A 17,049-nucleotide genomic window follows, 5' to 3' on the forward strand; every position below is an offset into this window, starting at 1 on the left:
CTGTCGCCAAGGCAGTCGTCATGGACATTGCCGAAATCAAGAAATACCTGGCGCATCGCTACCCGTTTCTGCTGGTCGACAGGGTGCTGGAGCTCGAGCCGATGAAACGCATCAAGGCACTGAAGAACGTGACGATCAACGAGCCGTTTTTTCAGGGGCATTTCCCGCATTATGCGGTGATGCCAGGTGTGTTAATCATCGAGGCGCTTGCACAGGCCTCGGGGCTGCTTTCGCTCAAGTCAACCGGGCAACAACCTGACGATAAATCTGTTTTCTATTTCGTTGGCATTGATGACGCTCGATTCAAGCGTCCGGTGGTGCCAGGCGATGCACTGATCCTGGAATCCGAATTGCTGCTGGAAAAACGCGGGCTTGTGAAGTACGGTGTCAAGGCCACGGTCGCCGGCCAACTGGCGTGCGAAGCAACGCTTCTTTGCACACAACGAACCTTGATCGCATCCTGATTGCCTCGCGAAACATGAGTATTCACCCCACTGCCATCATCGACTCGCGCGCGAAACTTGGCGCGAATGTTTCGGTAGGCGCTTTCACCGTCATCGATGGTGATGTGTCCATTGGCGACGGTACGACGATTGGCCACCACAATGTCATCACTGGAAACACCCGCATCGGCCGCGACAACCGTATTTTCCATTTCGTTTCGTTGGGCGAGGCCAATCAGGACAAGAAGTATCAGGGCGAGGCGACGCGCCTCGAGATCGGCGATCGCAACACGATTCGTGAGTATTGCAGCCTGAATCGTGGCACGGTGCAGGATCAAGGCGTGACCACGATCGGTGACGACAACTGGCTGATGGCCTACGTACACGTCGCGCACGATTGCGTGGTTGGCAGCAAAACCACCATCGCCAATTGCACTCAGCTTGGCGGCCACGTGCAGGTCGGGGACTGGGCAACACTGGGCGGTTTTACAGGCGTGCATCAGTTTGTAAAAATCGGCGCACACGTCATGTGTGGCGTATCAAGCGTGGTACTGATGGATATTCCGCCCTATGTCACGGTGGGTGGCAATCCGTTGTCTCCCGTCGGAATCAACTCGGAAGGGCTGAAGCGGCGCGATTTTTCCACCGACCAGATATCCACCATCAAGCGCGCCTACAAGACCCTGTATCGATCGGGTTTGACGTTTGCCGAGGCCAAAATAAAACTTGCCGCGGATGCGTTGTCCGCACCGGAACTGGAAATTTTTGCCGGCTTTCTTGAAGCATCCACACGCGGCATTGTGCGTTGATGAAAATTGGTATCGTAGCCGGAGAAGCTTCCGGCGATCTGCTCGGCAGCCTGTTGATCAAGGCATTGAAGGTCGAATTTCCCGACCTGGACTTTGTCGGTATCGCAGGACCCAAAATGCAATCGGCCGGCGCGACCTCCTGGTACTCGATGGAGAAACTGGCGGTGCGCGGCTACGTGGAAGTGTTGAAAAGCTTCCGCGAAATCCTGTCAATTCGACGCGGCGTGCGCGATCGGATGTTGAAAGAGCGCCCGGCGATGTTTATCGGCATCGATGCACCGGACTTCAATCTGGGTCTGGAGAAAGTGCTGAAGCGCGCCGGTATTCCCACCATCCACTACGTCAGTCCGTCCATATGGGCGTGGCGTGGCGAACGCATTAACAAGATCAAGGAATCCGTGAGCCACATGTTGACGGTATTCCCATTCGAGCCGGCCATCTACGAGAAAGCGGGTATCCCGGCGACGTTTGTGGGGCACCCGACGGCCGATGTCATTCCGCAGGTTTCGCAACGCGAGAACGCGCGCACGCAATTGCGCATCAAGCCCAATGAGCTGATAATTTCACTGTTACCGGGCAGCCGCCAGAGCGAGCTCGACTATCACGCCGAACTGTTCATCGAAACGGCAAAGGTGCTGCATGCCGACTTTCCCGAGGCGCGTTTTCTGGTGCCACTGACGACCCGCGAAACACGCGATATGTTCGACCAGGCTCGCTGGAGACTGGGTGCACAGGACTTACCCATGCAGATTCTCTTTGGCCACGCCAATTTTGCATTGGCTGCGGCGGATGTCGCACTTGTTGCCAGCGGCACGGCCACGCTGGAGGCAGCACTTTTGCGTTGCCCGCATGTGATTGCCTATCGCCTGTCCGCAACCACCTATCGCCTGATGAAGAAAAAAGCCTATCTGCCCTACGTAGGATTGCCAAATATCCTGGCGGGCGAATGGCTCGTGCCGGAATTGTTGCAAGATGATGCGACGCCGGAGAATCTGGCGCGCGCAATGGGAAACTGGCTGCGGCATCGCGATGCGGCCGCGGTCCTGCGTGAACGCTTTGGCGAAATTCATGCCCAGCTCGCGGTGAACAACGGTGCGCGCGTTCGCGACGCGCTCCGGCCGTTCCTGGCGCGCAGCCATGCAACGGCAACGACTGTGGCGGCCTGAAATCGTGGGCGCAATTGGCGCGGGGAAGCGCTGTGGTGTTGATGAAGCCGGTCGCGGGCCGCTGGCGGGCGCCGTCTTCGCCGCAGCGGTGATCCTTGATCCGCGCAATCCGGTTGCGGGACTCGCTGACTCCAAAGTGCTTTCCGAAAAACGGCGCGAGTTTCTCGCCGTCGAGATCAAGCAGCATGCCTTGGCCTGGTTCATCAGCAGCGCAAGTGTCGCGGAAATCGATGCGCTCAATATCCTTCAGGCGACTTTGCTGGCGATGAAACGTGCAGTTGAAGGGTTGTCCTGTCGCCCCGATGAAGTGCTCGTCGATGGCTTGCACGTTCCGCATATTGATATCGCCAGCCGCGCAATCGTCGAGGGCGACCGCATCATCGCGGAAATTTCCGCGGCATCGATTCTCGCCAAGACCGCGCGCGACGACGACATGCGAGGATGGGACGTGCGCTATCCCCAATATGGATTCGCGCGACACAAGGGCTATGGCACGCGTGCGCATGTTGACGCGCTGAATCGTGTAGGACCTTGCGAGATTCATCGCATGAGCTTCGCGCCGGTGCGCGAGGCAAAGCGGCAGTTAAAGTTGTTTGGCGGCTGAGTTGTACCTGGCTCTCGAAGTGAAAACTCTAGCACTGGCGAGGCGTCCAGGCAATAAATGGCTTGAAAGCCTCGCCAGTGCTAGGGTTTTCATATTTTTCGTATGCAACCTGCGTACACGACATGAAAACCATCCGTTCCCGCGATAACGCATTCGTCAAGCAGCTCGTTGCGCTGGCGCATTCGTCGCGCGAGCGCCGCAAGATCGGATTGACTGTGCTCGATGGCATCCACTTGGTGCGCGCGTATATCGATGCGCAAGGCCCGCCGCATGCGATTGCCGTGGCGGAGTCGGCATTGGCGCGAGATGAAGTAGGCGGCATGCTCGCCGATTGCCCGCCGCAAATCGTGAATGTTCTGGCCGACAAACTGATGGCGGATGCGTCGAGCCTCGAGTCGCCGGCATTCGTGATCGCCACGATCGCGACGCCGGAAGCCCGCACCGTACCGGCGGAGGCAACGGTGCTGGTGCTGGAAGATGTGCAGGACCCCGGCAATGTCGGTTCGATGTTGCGCAGCGCCGCGGCGGCGGGTATCACCGACATTTTGCTGTCGAAAACCACGGCATTCGCATGGTCACCCAAAGTGCTGCGGGCGGCGCAGGGCGCCCATTTCCTGTTGAACATCGCCGAAGGCATCGACGTCGTTGAATATGCGCGGATCTATCGGGGCCGGTCGCTGGCACTCGTGCCGCGCGGTGACGGCGTGGAGCGATTGTATGATGTTGATATGACGGGTCCGACAGCGCTTGTGATCGGCAACGAAGGGTCTGGCCTGTCGGCGGAACTCATCAATGCGGTGTCGCTTCGCGTTACCATTCCAATGCCGGGAAAGATTGAGTCGCTTAATGCCGCCGCTGCCGGGGCGATTTGCATGTTTGAAATGGCGCGCCAGAGAGCTTTGCGCAAATAGGACAACCGCCACCAATTGCTGGAGAAGCACGTGAATTCTGCCAACGAAGCCGACCCCGCGCCACGCAGTTACCGCTACTACGAATTCGTGATGGTCGCCTTTGTGACCATTCTCATTTGTTCGAATCTTGTCGGCCCGGCGAAGATTGCCCAGATCGACGCACCGTTCCTGGGGACGCTGACGTTTGGCGCGGGCGTGTTGTTCTTTCCGATTTCATACGTGTTCGGCGATATCCTCACCGAAGTCTATGGCTACGCACGTTCACGGCGTGTCATCTGGGCGGGCTTCGCCGGACTCGCCTTTGCGTCGTTCATGGCCTACGTGGTGGTGGCATTGCCGCCCGCACCGTTCTGGCAAAACCAGGGCGCGTATGAAACAGCGTTCGGCTCGACCTGGCGCATCGCGCTCGCATCGTTGATTGCGTTTTCCTGCGGTGAATTCGTCAACTCGTTCGTGCTGGCGAAAATGAAAATCATGACTGGCGGAAAATGGCTATGGTCGCGTACCATCGGCTCCACCATTTTCGGCGAGGGCGTGGACTCGGTGCTGTTCTATCCGTTGGCGTTTTATGGCACTGGCATCATTCCCGATGACAAATTGCCGATGGTGATGCTCGCCCAGTTCGTGACGAAGGTCGGTGTCGAAGTCCTCTTCACGCCGGTAACCTACAGGATCGTCGGCTGGCTGAAACGTGTCGAGCATGAAGATTACTACGACCGCAATACCAATTTCACACCGTTTTCATTGAAGGCGTGACGCAGTTGCGTGGCGCATCCAGCGGCACTACGCTCCAACACCGAGCGCCGCCGCGCAATTCCAGCATATTTCGAATTCGCCGGGATTCTGCTCGCCGCAAGTCGCGCAATTTTTCGTGATTGTTGACGCTGACCGGGTTTCGAAGTCAGCAATCACCGTGCGGGCATGTTGCTCCTGATGTTCCTGGGCGATCCATACCTGCGGATACGCAGAACCCAGCGCAAGTTCACCCATCGCCGCCATTGCATGTTCGTTGAATACGTGGGCCGCCACGCCAGAGCGGGTCAACAGATCGCGAACCAGATAGGCTTCGGGCAGGTTTTGCGCCGTGTAGATTCGCTTCATGCCGCCATCATCGCACGGCGGCCAGAAATGAAAAAGGCCGCAAGGTTGCCCTGGCGGCCTGTTGGATTGTTCGCCAATCAGAAATCGTAAGACACGCTTGCGGTGACACCATCCTGCTTCACGTTGCTGTTGCTGGATACTCCCGTATATACAACCGACAGTCCCACACGATCGGCAAGCTTGCCGCGCACGCCGACACTCGCAGTTACCCAGGTGGAATCCGCCTTGTAAGCAGGAATATCGTAGGTATTGCCAGCGGCCACTGTTACCGGATTGGCACTCACAAATCGGTCCGCGTTGATGGCATCGCGGTCCATTGATATCCGCGCAAATGGCGTCCAGTTACCAAAATTCATCGATGCACGAATACCACCACTGGTGACACGCGACTTGCGAGTCTGTTCAAGAATGTTGAGGTTTGCGGAACCAGCGCCATCCTCGGTGAAGGCATTTACCGTCACGAGTTGCGAGGTGCTGGAGACGAATGGGCCGATTGTCAACGCACCCCATTGATGGTCGTAGCCGAAGGTAAGGTTGGCTGACGCATTTGATCCTTTGGTGCTGGCGGCGGCTGTGCGCGTGACTTGGCCGAGTTTGACCCGCCGCTGGATGTTGTCGTACTTGACATCGGCGAATGAACCCATGAAGTTGGCATACCAAGGGCCACTTCTCGCGCTGCCGAACACGGAAAGCGCATTTTCCTTGAGGTCAAACTGCCCGATGCCCATGCGGGCTTCGCCTTTGGTATTGCCCACGCCGGCGCCAACGGTTACGGCCTCGGAAGCGCGCATCGTGACACCGACGGTCACGGCGCGGTTCTTGGTGTCGGCTTGTGGACTCAGGGCATTGCTGCCGATGTCAAACTTGCTGCCTTCGGCCGCGGCAAACGCCGAGACCCGACCAATCTGCGCTGACTGCCCTTGGCGCAAACCTTCATCAAGTGTGCGAATATGCGCAGCGCGCGAGGAAAGTGGTACCTCGGCCATCAACGAGTAGGCGTTCGGGCCATCGATCAGGGATTTTACGAAATCCGCAACGATTGCATGCGTGGCAGTGGTTGGGTGGATGCCGTCGGCAAAGACATAGGAAGACGCCGCGTTGCTGGCAGCGAGGTTGGTCGGTCCGCAAAACTGCGAACTCGGCGTTGCGGCGAACGGCGGGAAGGGTAGGCAAGCCACGCCGGTCGTGTTGGTGAAACCAAACGCCGAGGCATTTGCAATGACGTCATTGAAAAGCGCAAATGTGTCGACCGGAATTACTTTGACGTTCGACGATTTCAACCCGGTGAACAACAGGGTGTTGTAACCGACTGCCGCGGCGGTTCCTTGCCCAATGGCTGCTGCGCCGCCGGCAATCGAAGAAGGCGTCTTTCCGAGATCAGGGAGTCCGAACACCAGGATATAACGCGCTCCCGCGGCCTGCAGGCGGGCAGCCTGGAGAACGTTTGCGGGCGCGGCGGCGGAAACACCGGCAGCACCAGCCTGAAGTACGTCATTGCCGCCACCCCATATCGCGTAAAGTCCATTCGGATTGGCGTTACCGCCATTGGCACTAAGGTATTCGCTGATTTGCGTGGAAATCGGGCGCTGGCTAGCAGCTACTGGCGGGGTAGAGGCGGAATCTACCGCAACGCGCGCGCCGCCCTGGGCATAAATTCCGCCGCCGGCGTTCGACGGGTTTGGATTGCCGCCGTAATATTGCGCAATCAACTCAGACCAGACGGGGCCGGGGTTGGTCGTGAAGCGGCCTAATCCGGCGACAGTCGTCGCGGGAAGTCCGATGGCGGAAAGAAAGGGCCTGAAATAGCCGGCGTCTGAAAGTGAATCACCAAATATATAAACGCCGCTGAACGGGACGGCGCTGGCCGCAGTCGCGCCCATGGCCAACGTTGCGCCAACAAGCACGGAAATCAAACGTTTTTTGAGGGACATGGAAGCTCCTTGCGAGGGTGGAAACAAAATTCTTGTTGTTTTGTGGCGGGACCCGACGGCGGTCACCGTGTGGCTGGGCGAAATCATGGCACAAACAAGGGCGAATCTCAACGAAATTGCCGTGTTCTGCCGCCAAGCGTCTCCTGCCTACAACAACGCACGCCTTATATTTATCACGACCTTCGTCGCGCCGTTCGTCGCTGGACTCGCATGGCTAGTAGACGCGCCGATCCAGTTGAGCTTCGTGAAGGATGGTCGTCGCCAGTTCCTCGATGCTCTTGGTTGTGGAATTGAGGTACGTTACGCCAGCATTTTTCATCAGGGTTTCGGCCGCCTGGATCTCCCATTTGCAGTTTTCAAGCGAGGCGTACTTGCTGTCGGGTTTGCGCTCCTGGCGAATCTGCTGCAAGCGGTCCGGCATGATGGTTAATCCCCGGATCTTGTGTTTGAGCGGCAACAGTGAGGGTGGCAGCTTCATTTTCTCCAGATCTTCGGGAATCAGCGGGTAGTTGGCTGCTTTCACCCCGAATTGGAGCGCCATGTACAGGCAAGTCGGCGTCTTGCCGCTACGCGATACACCGACGAGAATGATATCCGCTTCGGCGAGATTTCGATTGGTGACACCGTCGTCGTGCGCCAGTGTGTAGTTGACGGCGTCGATGCGATGGTTGTAGTCCTTGAAGTTGCCGGCCGAATGGCTCCGACCCACCGCGTGCGCCGATTTCACACCCAATTCGGCCTCCATGGGAACGATGAACCGGTCAAAAAGGTCAAGTACCATCGCATCGGCATTGCCGACCTCGGCGCGCAGTTCATTGGACATCAAGGACGTAAAGACTAGCGGGCGTTTCCCTGACTCAATCCGCGCAGCCTCAATCTGGCTGAGCGCATCGTGGACCTTGTCCATGTTATCGATGAAGGGCAGCGTAATCCGCTGGAATTCAACGTTGTCGAACTGCGTCAGAAGGGAATTTCCCAGCATTTCCACCGTGATGCCGGTGCGGTCGGAGATGAAAAAGGCAGTGCGGCGATCGGGCATTTTTTTGAGTCTCGGCGTGGCGTTCGGCGTGGTGATTGGGTCGGCTATAATTCTAGCATTGCGCACTGCAACAATTCTCCCGATCCTGGCCAACCCCCCTCGATTCCTTCATCCCTCCCTAGCGGCTGCCATCATGTCCAAAGCGACCACCGTCTCACCGTCCCCGTTAGTTCTGCCGCTCGCACAACTTCGCATGCACGATGTCGCCACGGTTGGTGGCAAGAATTCGTCGCTTGGGGAGTTAATCAGCCAGTTATCGCAAGCCGGCGTTCGCGTTCCGGGAGGATTCGCCACCACGGCCGAGGCGTTCCGGGAGTTCCTCAAGCACAATGGCCTCACCGAAAAAATAAATCTCGCGCTTGGGACGCTCAATGTAGATGACCTGGATGCTTTGTCGAAGACCGGCGCCATGGTGCGCGAAATGGTCGTAAAGGCACCCTTTCAGCCAAATTTGGAGAGGCAGATTCGCGACGCCTACGCCGAATTGACAGAAGGCAATCCTGATGTGTCGTTTGCCGTGCGCTCGTCGGCGACCGCCGAAGATCTCCCCGATGCGTCGTTCGCGGGCCAGCAGGAAACGTATCTCAACATCAAGGGCATCGACAATATCCTGGAGGCAATTCGCCATGTGTTCGCGTCGCTTTACAACGACCGCGCAATTTCATACCGCGTGCACAAGGAATTTGTTCATGCCGATGTCGCCTTGAGTGCAGGCGTGCAGCGCATGGTGCGTGCCGACACAGGTGCCGCGGGCGTGATGTTTACCATGGATACCGAATCCGGCTTTCGCGATGTGGTCTTCATCACTTCCAGCTACGGGCTCGGCGAAATGGTGGTGCAAGGCGCCGTCAATCCCGATGAATTCTATGTCTCCAAACTTTGCCTGAAGAACGCCAAGCCCGCCGTGCTGCGGCGCGGCCTCGGCACGAAGGCCCAAAAAATGATCTTCGGTTCGACATCCTCGGCCGGCAAGTCGGTCGAGACTCTGGCGGTTGCACCCGCCGAACGTGAGCGCTTTTCGCTTAACGATGCTGACGTGGAAGAGTTGGCCAAATATGCGATGTCGATCGAGGCGCATTACGGCAGGCCCATGGATATCGAATGGGCGAAAGAGGGAAATGCGGACGGCGGCGACGGGAAGATTTATATCCTGCAAGCGCGTCCCGAGACCGTGAAATCGCAAGAAACCCGGACCGAAACCCTGACGCGTTATCGCATGACCGAAAGAGGCGAGAAAATCGCCGAAGGCCGTGCTATCGGTGGGAAGGTCGGACAGGGGCCTGCACGGGTGATCAAGAACGTGAATGAAATCAGCCGATTCAGGGACGGCGACGTGATCGTTACCGATATGACGGACCCCAATTGGGAGCCGGTAATGAAGCGCGCCTCGGCCATCGTTACCAATCGCGGCGGCCGCACTTGTCACGCGGCCATCATCGCCCGCGAACTGGGTGTGCCGGCGGTGGTCGGGTGCGAGCATGGCACGGAGGTCGTCACCGAGGGTGAAGTAATCACCGTGAGTTGCTGCGAAGGCGATAACGGCAATATCTATCGCGGTAAAGTCGGTTTTGAAGTGCAAACCATCGCGCTTAACAACATGCCGGCAATTCCGGTGAAGATTGCGATGAATGTCGGCAACCCGGAATTGGCTTTTGATTTTGCGCAATTGCCAAACGAAGGTGTCGGCCTGGCGCGGCTCGAGTTTATTATTTCCAACACGATCGGCATCCATCCGAAGGCGTGTCTGGAATACGAACGGCTACCGATGGACTTGAAGGAAGAGGTGGCCAAGCGCGCGCGTGGTTACGCCAATCCGGTCGAGTTCTACACCAAGAAAATGATCGAGGGCGTGGCGACCATTGGGGCGGCGTTCTGGCCGAAGAAAGTCATCGTGCGCCTTTCAGACTTTAAATCGAACGAGTATCGGAACCTGATCGGCGGACCGCGATATGAGCCTACCGAAGAAAATCCCATGCTGGGATTTCGTGGGGCGTCGCGTTATATCGCGAGTTCGTTCCGCGATTGTTTCAGGCTCGAATGCGAAGCGATGAAATATGTCCGTGACACCATGGGCCTCACCAACGTCGAACTGATGGTGCCCTTCGTTCGTACGTTGAAAGAAGCGGACACCGTGCTGGAAATTATGAAGAATTTCGGCCTGGAACGTGGAAAAAATGGATTGAGGATCGTGATGATGTGCGAGATTCCATCAAATGCGATTCTCGCCGAAGACTTCCTCAAGCGCTTCGATGGATTTTCGATCGGCTCCAACGACATGACGCAGATGATGCTCGCGCTGGATCGCGATTCCGGCCTGGTCATGGATTCCTTCGACGAACGCGACCCGGCAGTGAAGCGCATTCTGAGCATGGCGATTCAGGCGTGCCGCAAGGATAAAAAATACGTCGGTATCTGCGGGCAGGGCCCCAGCGATTTTCCCGATCTCGCGGAATGGCTGATGAAGGAAGGCATTGAATCGATGTCGCTGAATCCCGACTCGGTCGTGGAGACCTGGTTGCATCTGGCGAAAGTCCAGTAACAAGATGCTACGTTGGCAGTTCGCCAGATTCGACGACTTGCCGATTCGTGATTGGTATGCGGCCTCGGCCGCGCGCATCGATGTTTTTGTGATGGAACAGAATTGCCCCTTCCAGGATAACGATGGCGCGGATTTTCAGTCGTGGCATTTGCTCGGGTGGGTCGAGGAGAATGGCGCGCGTGAACTCGCTGCCTATTGCCGCCTCGTTGATCCCGGCGTCAAGTTTAAAGAGCCATCGATCGGCCGCGTGGTGACGCCGCGCGGTTTCCGGTCGAAGGGCTACGGCAAAGTGTTGATGGCTGAGGCCGTACGGCGGCACCAGAGTCTTTTTCCGGGTCAGCCGAATCGCATTGGAGCACAACAACGGCTGGAGAATTTTTACGGAGAATTCGGCTATAGAACCGCGTCGGAAATGTATATCGAAGATGGAATTCCACATGTGGAAATGCTGCGCCCCGCCAACTAAGGAGTCGTCATGAGTAAACAACTTTCCGGAAAATCCGCCGTCATCACTGGCTCCACCAGCGGCATTGGTCTTGGCATTGCGCGCGCCTTTGCAGGTGCGGGCGCAAACATCATGTTGAACGGTTTCGGCGACGCCAAGGAGATTGAGAGCATTCGCTCCGGTCTCGCGTCGGAACACGAGGTCAAGGTCAACTATTCAGATGCCGATATGAGCAAGCCCGCTGAGATTACGACAATGGTGGCTGACGCGCAGAAGGCTTTCGGCAGCCTCGACATCATTGTCAACAACGCCGGCATCCAGTTCGTCTCACCGGTCGAGGAATTCCCGGTGGAAAGGTGGGATGCCATCATTGCCATCAACCTGTCCTCAGTATTTCATGGCACGCGCGCAGCGATTCCCGGCATGAAAGCCCGGAACTGGGGGCGCATCATCAACATTGCCTCGGCGCATGGCCTGGTGGCGTCGCCGAATAAATCCGCCTATGTCGCGGCGAAACATGGTGTGGTGGGCTTCAGCAAATCGGTCGCGCTGGAGCTGGCCGAGACGGGCATCACCGTGAATTCGATTTGTCCGGGATTTGTGCTGACGCCATTGGTGGAAAAGCAAATTGTCGATCTCGCTGCACAAAAGAATTTGCCGCGCGAAACTGTAATTCGCGATGTGTTGCTGGCACCACAGCCGTCAAAACAGTTCATCACCATCGAACAGGTGGCGGCGCTGGCCCTGTTCCTCGCTTCTGACAACGCGCAATCGATGACCGGCAGCGCGTATTCGATCGACGGTGGCTGGACAGCTCGATGACCGAACGGGCAGTGCGCCGCGTATTGGTTACTGGCTTCACGCCATTTGGCGGCGAACGGGCCAATCCGTCGTGGGAAATCGTCAAGGCGCTGCCCGACAGCATTGGCGGCTACGGCATTGAGAAACTCAGGGTACCCACGGAATTTGGCAAAGCCATCGATGTCGCGGCGGCTGCAATCGACAAATGGCAACCGCAGGTGGTGCTGTGTTTCGGTCAGGCGGGCGGGCGATCGCGCATGAGCGTTGAACGGGTAGCCATTAATGTCGACGATGCGCTCATTGCCGACAATGCCGGCAAGCAACTGATCGACGAACCGATTCGCACCAACGCACCCGCCGCCTATTTCTGTACGGTGCCGGTCAAGGCGATGGTGGCCGGCATGACGCGCGCCGGGGTGCCATCGGAGGTATCGAACAGCGCGGGCACCTTTGTCTGCAATCACCTGATATATGGCGTGTTGCATCATATCGCGAGCAAGGGATACAAGACGCGCGCAGGATTCATTCACGTGCCGTTCATGGAGCTGCAGATAGTCGATCGGCCCAACACCGCGGCGCTGTCGCTGGCGACGATGGTCACGGGGGCCAAAGCGGCGATAATGGCGGCTGTCCGCAACAAGACCGATTTGAAACTGGTGGGCGGCGCGCTCGATTGAGCCGCTTTGGTCCCGCTAATACTGGAGCAATAAATGAGCAAGTCAAAAGTTTATGCGGACGCCAAGTCTGCCCTCGCAGGACTCATTCACGACGATATGACCATTGCCGCGGGCGGCTTTGGGCTGTGCGGTATTCCCGAGAATTTGATTGGCGCGCTGGTGGATAGCGGCGCCAAAGGACTCACCATTGCCGGCAACAATGCCGGTGTGGATGACTTTGGCATGGGGCTGCTGCTGAAGACGCGCCAAGTAAAAAAAGTGATCGCTTCCTACGTCGGCGAAAACAAGGAGTTCGAGCGCCAGGTGCTGGCGGGAGAACTTGATTTGCAGTTGGTCCCGCAAGGTACATTGGCCGAAAAGTTCCGCGCGGGTGGTGCCGGCATACCGGGCTTCTACACTCGCACCGCGTTCGGCACCAAACTCGCCGAGGACAAACACACTCACAACTTTCACGGCAAGGAATACGTGCTGGAAGAGGCGATCCATGCCGATGTGTCGATCGTGAAAGCGTGGAAAGGCGACAAGGCCGGCAACCTGGTTTATCGCATGACCTCTCGCAACTTCAATCCGATGATAGCGACGTGCGGCAAGGTGACGGTCGCGGAAGTAGAGGAACTGGTGGACATCGGCGAACTCGATCCCGACCAGATCCATACGCCGGGAATTTTTGTCGACCGGATCATCCAGGGCGCCAAGTATGAGAAGCGCATCGAATTTCGTACTTTGTCCGGCGTAGCCGCCTCGAAGAAGGATTCACCGATTCGTGATTTGATGGCCAAGCGCGCCGCCAAGGAATTGCGCGACGGCTATTACGTCAACCTCGGCATCGGCATTCCAACACTGGTCGCCAACCACATTCCGGACGGCATGACCGTGAACCTGCAGTCGGAAAACGGGCTGCTCGGCATCGGGCCGTTTCCGACCGAGGAAAACGTTGACCCCGATCTCATCAATGCGGGCAAGCAGACGATTACCACGATTGCAGGCTCCAGCTTTTTCTCGAGCGCGGATTCCTTCGGCATGATCCGCGGCGGGCACATCGATCTCTCCATTCTCGGCGGACTGGAAGTCGACGTGAATGGCGATCTCGCCAACTGGATGGTTCCCGGCAAGATGGTTAAGGGTCCGGGTGGCGCGATGGATCTTGTGTCGGGCGTAAAGCGTGTCGTGGTGCTGATGGAGCATTGTTCCCGGGACGGGGCGTCGAAAATATTGACCAAGTGTTCGCTTCCGCTGACCGGCAAGGGCGTGGTCAATCTGATCATTACCGACCTTTGCGTGTTTGAAGTGAAGCCACTATTGGGGCTGACGCTGATCGAGTTGCACCCAGGCGTGACGCTTGAAGAAGTCAAATCTAAAACTGCCGCGGAATTTCTTGTCGCGCTCTAGTTCCTGCCTGACTCGGCGCTATGTTGATGCACGTGCTTCTGTCCAAGTAAGTTGGTGATGAAACCATGAATATCGTCCGTGTTCATTCGCCGACTTTCTTCGCATGGATGTCGGTCTTTACGTCCGTCCTGACGATCGGCCTCAAGTTCGCGGCGTGGTGGGTCACGGATTCCGTTGGCCTGCTGTCTGACGCGATCGAATCGCTGGTGAATCTTGCGGCCGCGCTCGTGGCGCTTTGGACACTGCACTATATTTCCACCGGCGCCGACGAAGACCACAACTTTGGTCATGAGAAGGCCGAGTATTTTTCCAGTGGCATTGAAGGCAGCCTGATTTTCGTTGCCGCCATTTCAATCATCATCAGCGCCATGCCGCGATTGATCCACCCGGAACCGCTTGGGCCGCTCGGCCTCGGCGTCGCGTTATCGGTGTTGGCGGCAATCGCCAATGCGATTTGTGCCTGGTTCCTGCTCAAGGGCGCGCGCGCGCACCGGTCCATCACGCTCGAGGCCGACGCACACCACCTTTTGGCGGATGTGTGGACGACGGTTGGCGTCATCATCGCAGTGCTGCTGGTACCGGTAACCGGTTGGTGGCGGCTCGATCCGATCGTCGCGGTGGTCGTTGCCCTGCAAATCCTCTGGACCGGCTGGCGATTGATCAAGCGTTCATTTGATGGATTGATGGACAAGGCCATTCCGGACGCCGAGCGTGAAGAAATTGTGCACGTGCTGGAAACCTTGCGGCACCAAGGCTGTGACTATCATGCCCTGCGCACGCGCCAGGCAGGCCGCAAGCATTTCGTCGATGTGCATATCCTGGTGCCGGGCACGATGAGCGTGCAGGCAGGTCATGATCTCGTTGAACGCATAGAAAACGAAATCAATCTGAAAGCGCCCTACGTTGAAGTCATGACGCATCTTGAGCCGCTGGAGGATCCGCGCAGTTGGGACGATCCGAAGAACCCGCTGGCGGGAAACTAGCCGGGCGAGCCCCACTCCGGCTGAAAATTGGTATGCCCGATCTCGAACTTGTCGCGCAATGACTGGTTGATGCGCGCGACCAGCGCTGTGTAATCCGTCACGGCGTCCGGCTTGACGCGTACGTGTGCGGTCAGGCAATTGAAGCGCTGGGAAATCTGCCAGATATGCACGTCGTGAATATCCAGCACCTCGGGGAAGTGGTGCAGCACATGTGCCTTCAGCGCGGCGACATCGATGGGCGAGCCCTCCATCAGGACATGCAGTGAATCGCGCAGCAGGGTCCATGACCATTTGAGGATAATGACGGCAACGACCAACGCCAGCAGCGGATCGATAAATTGCCATCCGGTGTAGTGGATCGCCACCAGTCCGGCGATGATCGCCACCGACGACAAGGTATCCGTGAGCATGTGCAGGAACGCCGAACGAATGTTCAGATTGCTCTGGTCGCCACGCATGAGAATGGCGCCGGTAATCAGATTGATCACCAGGCCGCCAATGGCGATGATGAGCGTGGTGCCGATGGCAACCGGTTCCGGTGCAATCAGGCGCGTGACGCCCTCGATCACAATCCATATCGCCGACAAGAGGATGGTGATCCCGTTGACGAACGCGGCGACCACCTCGACGCGGTAGTAGCCGAACGTCTTTTCCATGTTTGCCGGGCGCGATGCCAGCACAATTGCGCCCCAACTCAGCCCCAGCGCAAAGGCGTGGGTAAACATGTGGATGCCATCCGAAACCAATGCCAGCGAATGGGTGAGGAGTCCGCCGATGATTTCAACCGCCATGGTGCTGACGGTGATCGCGAAACTCACCAGCAGCAGTGATTTGTCATGAGCGCGGTAATCGTGTTGATGGATCGCCCCATCGTGATGCACATGCGGGAGAGCATGATCATGTTCATGCGCGTGATCGTGGTGGTGCGCGTGTTGGTTTTGGAGATCATGTCCCTGGCCCGGGTCGGCGCGCATCGGCGCATGGCCACCGTCGTGCGGGCAGGGTGATGGATCGTGCGTGCGTGTGCGGGCGGTAGGCATGGGCAATTATAGTGCCGTCATTTCCGGGCGCTCAGAAGGTCACAATTCGCAGACTTCCACTATTTGCCGTACGGTAACCTTCGATCTGTATTTCGCGACCCGAAGAGACAAACTCTAGCACTGGCGAGGTGTGCCGGCCATAAATGCCTCGAACGCCTCGCCAGTGCTAGAGTTGTATCAAATTCGATGCCCGTGTCGCCTATAGCGCCGTCGCACCAAGGTCCTGCTGTGGCAGAAACGAGTTCAACCAAACAAGACTGTCATCCGTTCTTCCGCTGGGCCGGTATTCCGCGCCCAGCCAGCCTGCATAGCCGATGGTATCGACGTGCGCGAACAGCGCCGGAAAATCGATGTGTCCTGTTCCGGGTTCGTGCCGGCCCGGGGCATCGGCAAACTGGATATGGCCGATCATGGGTAGAAGCAGACGCATGTTATCCGCGAGCCGGTTCGCGCGTGAACCAGGACGTGCACGTTCCATGATGTGCATGTGATACCAGTCGTATTGCAGCATCACATTGTCGGCACCGATCTCATTGATGATACGCATCGCGTCGCGCGTGTTGCTAATCAGAAAGCCAGGGACATCGTACGTATTGAGCGCCTCAATGTTGAGTGTGAGGCCAATCTTTGCGCATTCCTCCGCGGCGCGCCGCACATTGTCGATGAACACAAGTTCGCAGGTGCGCATATCGACATTGGCCGGCTTGACGCCGGCGAGGCAATTGATTTGCCGGATGCCGATTTCCAGCGCGTACTCCATTGCCTCGATCACGCAGAGGCGAAAGGTCTCTTGGCGCCCCGGGATACCGGCAAAGCCCCATTCGCCGCGTGCGGGATTGCCGGCGCGTATGTTCATCAGCACCGGTGTCAGACCATGCGCATCAAGGCGCCGGCGAATTTCGGCGGGGTCGAACGCAAACGGATAGTGAAACTCAACGCCGCGAAATCCGGCGCGCGCGGCCGCCTCGAAGCGGTCGAGGAACGGCAGCTCGGTAAACAGAAACGTGATGTTGGCGGCGAATCGGGGCATGAAAGTACTTCGCGGGACGTCCTTTGTCGCGTTACGCTTGAAAGTGGGTCTGCGCCCCCTCATCTCATGGGAATACGCCGACAACGCCGTCCCGATTGCAGGTGGCTGGCCGACAGCACGTCATAATACTAGCCTGCCCGC

At 57.7% G+C, this 17,049-nt stretch carries 17 protein-coding genes; 12 read left to right on the plus strand and 5 right to left on the minus strand.

Features of this window, described 5'->3' with window-relative positions; translation table 11 throughout:
- The first annotated feature begins 20 nt into the window (after positions 1–20).
- The 6 genes from fabZ to IPP88_11445 all read left to right on the plus strand — a co-directional run bounded on the left by fabZ (position 21) and on the right by IPP88_11445 (position 4,689).
- The gene (gene fabZ, locus IPP88_11420; protein ID MBL0123300.1) at positions 21–464 is read left to right on the plus strand and encodes a 3-hydroxyacyl-ACP dehydratase FabZ; all 444 of its coding nucleotides are present in this window, start codon (positions 21–23) and stop codon (positions 462–464) included.
- A 14-nt stretch (positions 465–478) separates the two neighbouring features.
- On the plus strand, positions 479–1,252 hold the full coding sequence (gene lpxA / locus IPP88_11425) for an acyl-ACP--UDP-N-acetylglucosamine O-acyltransferase (GenBank protein ID MBL0123301.1): 774 nt from the start codon (positions 479–481) through the stop codon (positions 1,250–1,252).
- Positions 1,252–2,418 carry a lipid-A-disaccharide synthase gene (lpxB, locus tag IPP88_11430; protein MBL0123302.1) on the plus strand — a complete coding sequence of 389 codons (1,167 nt, stop codon included), beginning with the start codon at positions 1,252–1,254 and terminating at the stop codon, positions 2,416–2,418. Before lpxA ends, lpxB begins: the two co-directional genes overlap by 1 nt.
- Positions 2,390–3,022 (plus strand): ribonuclease HII, encoded by a 633-nt coding sequence (gene rnhB / locus IPP88_11435; protein ID MBL0123303.1) that lies wholly within the window; start codon positions 2,390–2,392, stop codon positions 3,020–3,022. The genes lpxB and rnhB overlap by 29 nt, the downstream gene beginning before the upstream one ends.
- Before the next feature lie 122 nt (positions 3,023–3,144).
- Complete coding sequence (locus IPP88_11440; protein MBL0123304.1) at positions 3,145–3,933, plus strand: RNA methyltransferase; 789 nt, start codon at positions 3,145–3,147, stop codon at positions 3,931–3,933.
- Between the two features lie 90 nt (positions 3,934–4,023).
- On the plus strand, positions 4,024–4,689 hold the full coding sequence (locus IPP88_11445) for a queuosine precursor transporter (protein MBL0123305.1): 666 nt from the start codon (positions 4,024–4,026) through the stop codon (positions 4,687–4,689).
- Positions 4,690–4,716: 27 nt separating this feature from the next.
- Here the strand turns inward: IPP88_11445 and IPP88_11450 are convergent, their stop codons facing one another.
- The 3 genes from IPP88_11450 to IPP88_11460 all read right to left on the minus strand — a co-directional run bounded on the left by IPP88_11450 (position 4,717) and on the right by IPP88_11460 (position 8,004).
- Positions 4,717–5,034 carry a DUF2007 domain-containing protein gene (locus IPP88_11450; protein ID MBL0123306.1) on the minus strand — a complete coding sequence of 106 codons (318 nt, stop codon included), beginning with the start codon at positions 5,032–5,034 and terminating at the stop codon, positions 4,717–4,719.
- 77 nt (positions 5,035–5,111) lie between these two features.
- A complete protein-coding gene (locus IPP88_11455; protein ID MBL0123307.1) occupies positions 5,112–6,965 on the minus strand; it encodes an autotransporter domain-containing protein in 1,854 nt (617 codons plus the stop codon).
- 214 nt (positions 6,966–7,179) lie between these two features.
- The gene (locus tag IPP88_11460; protein MBL0123308.1) at positions 7,180–8,004 is read right to left on the minus strand and encodes a kinase/pyrophosphorylase; all 825 of its coding nucleotides are present in this window, start codon (positions 8,002–8,004) and stop codon (positions 7,180–7,182) included.
- Between IPP88_11460 and ppsA the strand changes: the two genes are divergently transcribed.
- The 6 genes from ppsA (at position 7,958) to IPP88_11490 (ending at position 14,838) form a co-directional block, all read left to right on the plus strand.
- Entirely contained in the window at positions 7,958–10,543 is a 2,586-nt protein-coding gene (gene ppsA, locus IPP88_11465; GenBank protein ID MBL0123309.1) for a phosphoenolpyruvate synthase, read from the plus strand. The genes IPP88_11460 and ppsA overlap by 47 nt on opposite strands.
- 4 nt (positions 10,544–10,547) lie before the next feature.
- Positions 10,548–11,009 carry a GNAT family N-acetyltransferase gene (locus tag IPP88_11470; protein ID MBL0123310.1) on the plus strand — a complete coding sequence of 154 codons (462 nt, stop codon included), beginning with the start codon at positions 10,548–10,550 and terminating at the stop codon, positions 11,007–11,009.
- A gap of 9 nt (positions 11,010–11,018) precedes the next feature.
- Positions 11,019–11,810 carry a 3-hydroxybutyrate dehydrogenase gene (locus IPP88_11475; protein ID MBL0123311.1) on the plus strand — a complete coding sequence of 264 codons (792 nt, stop codon included), beginning with the start codon at positions 11,019–11,021 and terminating at the stop codon, positions 11,808–11,810.
- Complete coding sequence (pcp, locus tag IPP88_11480) at positions 11,807–12,466, plus strand: pyroglutamyl-peptidase I (protein ID MBL0123312.1); 660 nt, start codon at positions 11,807–11,809, stop codon at positions 12,464–12,466. Before IPP88_11475 ends, pcp begins: the two co-directional genes overlap by 4 nt.
- A gap of 33 nt (positions 12,467–12,499) precedes the next feature.
- A complete protein-coding gene (locus tag IPP88_11485) occupies positions 12,500–13,855 on the plus strand; it encodes a 3-oxoacid CoA-transferase subunit B (GenBank protein ID MBL0123313.1) in 1,356 nt (451 codons plus the stop codon).
- A gap of 65 nt (positions 13,856–13,920) precedes the next feature.
- Complete coding sequence (locus IPP88_11490; GenBank protein MBL0123314.1) at positions 13,921–14,838, plus strand: cation transporter; 918 nt, start codon at positions 13,921–13,923, stop codon at positions 14,836–14,838.
- Here the strand turns inward: IPP88_11490 and IPP88_11495 are convergent.
- Both IPP88_11495 and IPP88_11500 read right to left on the minus strand, forming a co-directional pair.
- On the minus strand, positions 14,835–15,878 hold the full coding sequence (locus tag IPP88_11495; GenBank protein MBL0123315.1) for a cation transporter: 1,044 nt from the start codon (positions 15,876–15,878) through the stop codon (positions 14,835–14,837). The two genes, IPP88_11490 and IPP88_11495, sit on opposite strands and share 4 nt — an antisense overlap.
- A gap of 199 nt (positions 15,879–16,077) precedes the next feature.
- Complete coding sequence (locus IPP88_11500; protein ID MBL0123316.1) at positions 16,078–16,908, minus strand: TIM barrel protein; 831 nt, start codon at positions 16,906–16,908, stop codon at positions 16,078–16,080.
- Positions 16,909–17,049: the final 141 nt, after the last annotated feature.

Source organism: Betaproteobacteria bacterium, from assembly GCA_016720925.1.
Taxonomy (GTDB): domain Bacteria; phylum Pseudomonadota; class Gammaproteobacteria; order Burkholderiales; family Usitatibacteraceae; genus UKL13-2.

Bases quoted from the DNA above. Each gene is read 5' to 3' on its own strand.
- fabZ (MBL0123300.1), top strand. From the start codon at position 21: ATGGACATTGCCGAAATCAAGAAATACCTGGCGCATCGCTACCCGTTT.
- lpxA (MBL0123301.1), top strand. From the start codon at position 479: ATGAGTATTCACCCCACTGCCATCATCGACTCGCGCGCGAAACTTGGC.
- lpxB (MBL0123302.1), top strand. From the start codon at position 1,252: ATGAAAATTGGTATCGTAGCCGGAGAAGCTTCCGGCGATCTGCTCGGC.
- rnhB (MBL0123303.1), top strand. From the start codon at position 2,390: ATGCAACGGCAACGACTGTGGCGGCCTGAAATCGTGGGCGCAATTGGC.
- IPP88_11440 (MBL0123304.1), top strand. From the start codon at position 3,145: ATGAAAACCATCCGTTCCCGCGATAACGCATTCGTCAAGCAGCTCGTT.
- IPP88_11445 (MBL0123305.1), top strand. From the start codon at position 4,024: ATGGTCGCCTTTGTGACCATTCTCATTTGTTCGAATCTTGTCGGCCCG.
- IPP88_11450 (MBL0123306.1), bottom strand. From the start codon at position 5,034: ATGAAGCGAATCTACACGGCGCAAAACCTGCCCGAAGCCTATCTGGTT.
- IPP88_11455 (MBL0123307.1), bottom strand. From the start codon at position 6,965: ATGTCCCTCAAAAAACGTTTGATTTCCGTGCTTGTTGGCGCAACGTTG.
- ppsA (MBL0123309.1), top strand. From the start codon at position 7,958: ATGCCGGTGCGGTCGGAGATGAAAAAGGCAGTGCGGCGATCGGGCATT.
- IPP88_11460 (MBL0123308.1), bottom strand. From the start codon at position 8,004: ATGCCCGATCGCCGCACTGCCTTTTTCATCTCCGACCGCACCGGCATC.
- IPP88_11470 (MBL0123310.1), top strand. From the start codon at position 10,548: ATGCTACGTTGGCAGTTCGCCAGATTCGACGACTTGCCGATTCGTGAT.
- IPP88_11475 (MBL0123311.1), top strand. From the start codon at position 11,019: ATGAGTAAACAACTTTCCGGAAAATCCGCCGTCATCACTGGCTCCACC.
- pcp (MBL0123312.1), top strand. From the start codon at position 11,807: ATGACCGAACGGGCAGTGCGCCGCGTATTGGTTACTGGCTTCACGCCA.
- IPP88_11485 (MBL0123313.1), top strand. From the start codon at position 12,500: ATGAGCAAGTCAAAAGTTTATGCGGACGCCAAGTCTGCCCTCGCAGGA.
- IPP88_11490 (MBL0123314.1), top strand. From the start codon at position 13,921: ATGAATATCGTCCGTGTTCATTCGCCGACTTTCTTCGCATGGATGTCG.
- IPP88_11495 (MBL0123315.1), bottom strand. From the start codon at position 15,878: ATGCCTACCGCCCGCACACGCACGCACGATCCATCACCCTGCCCGCAC.
- IPP88_11500 (MBL0123316.1), bottom strand. From the start codon at position 16,908: ATGCCCCGATTCGCCGCCAACATCACGTTTCTGTTTACCGAGCTGCCG.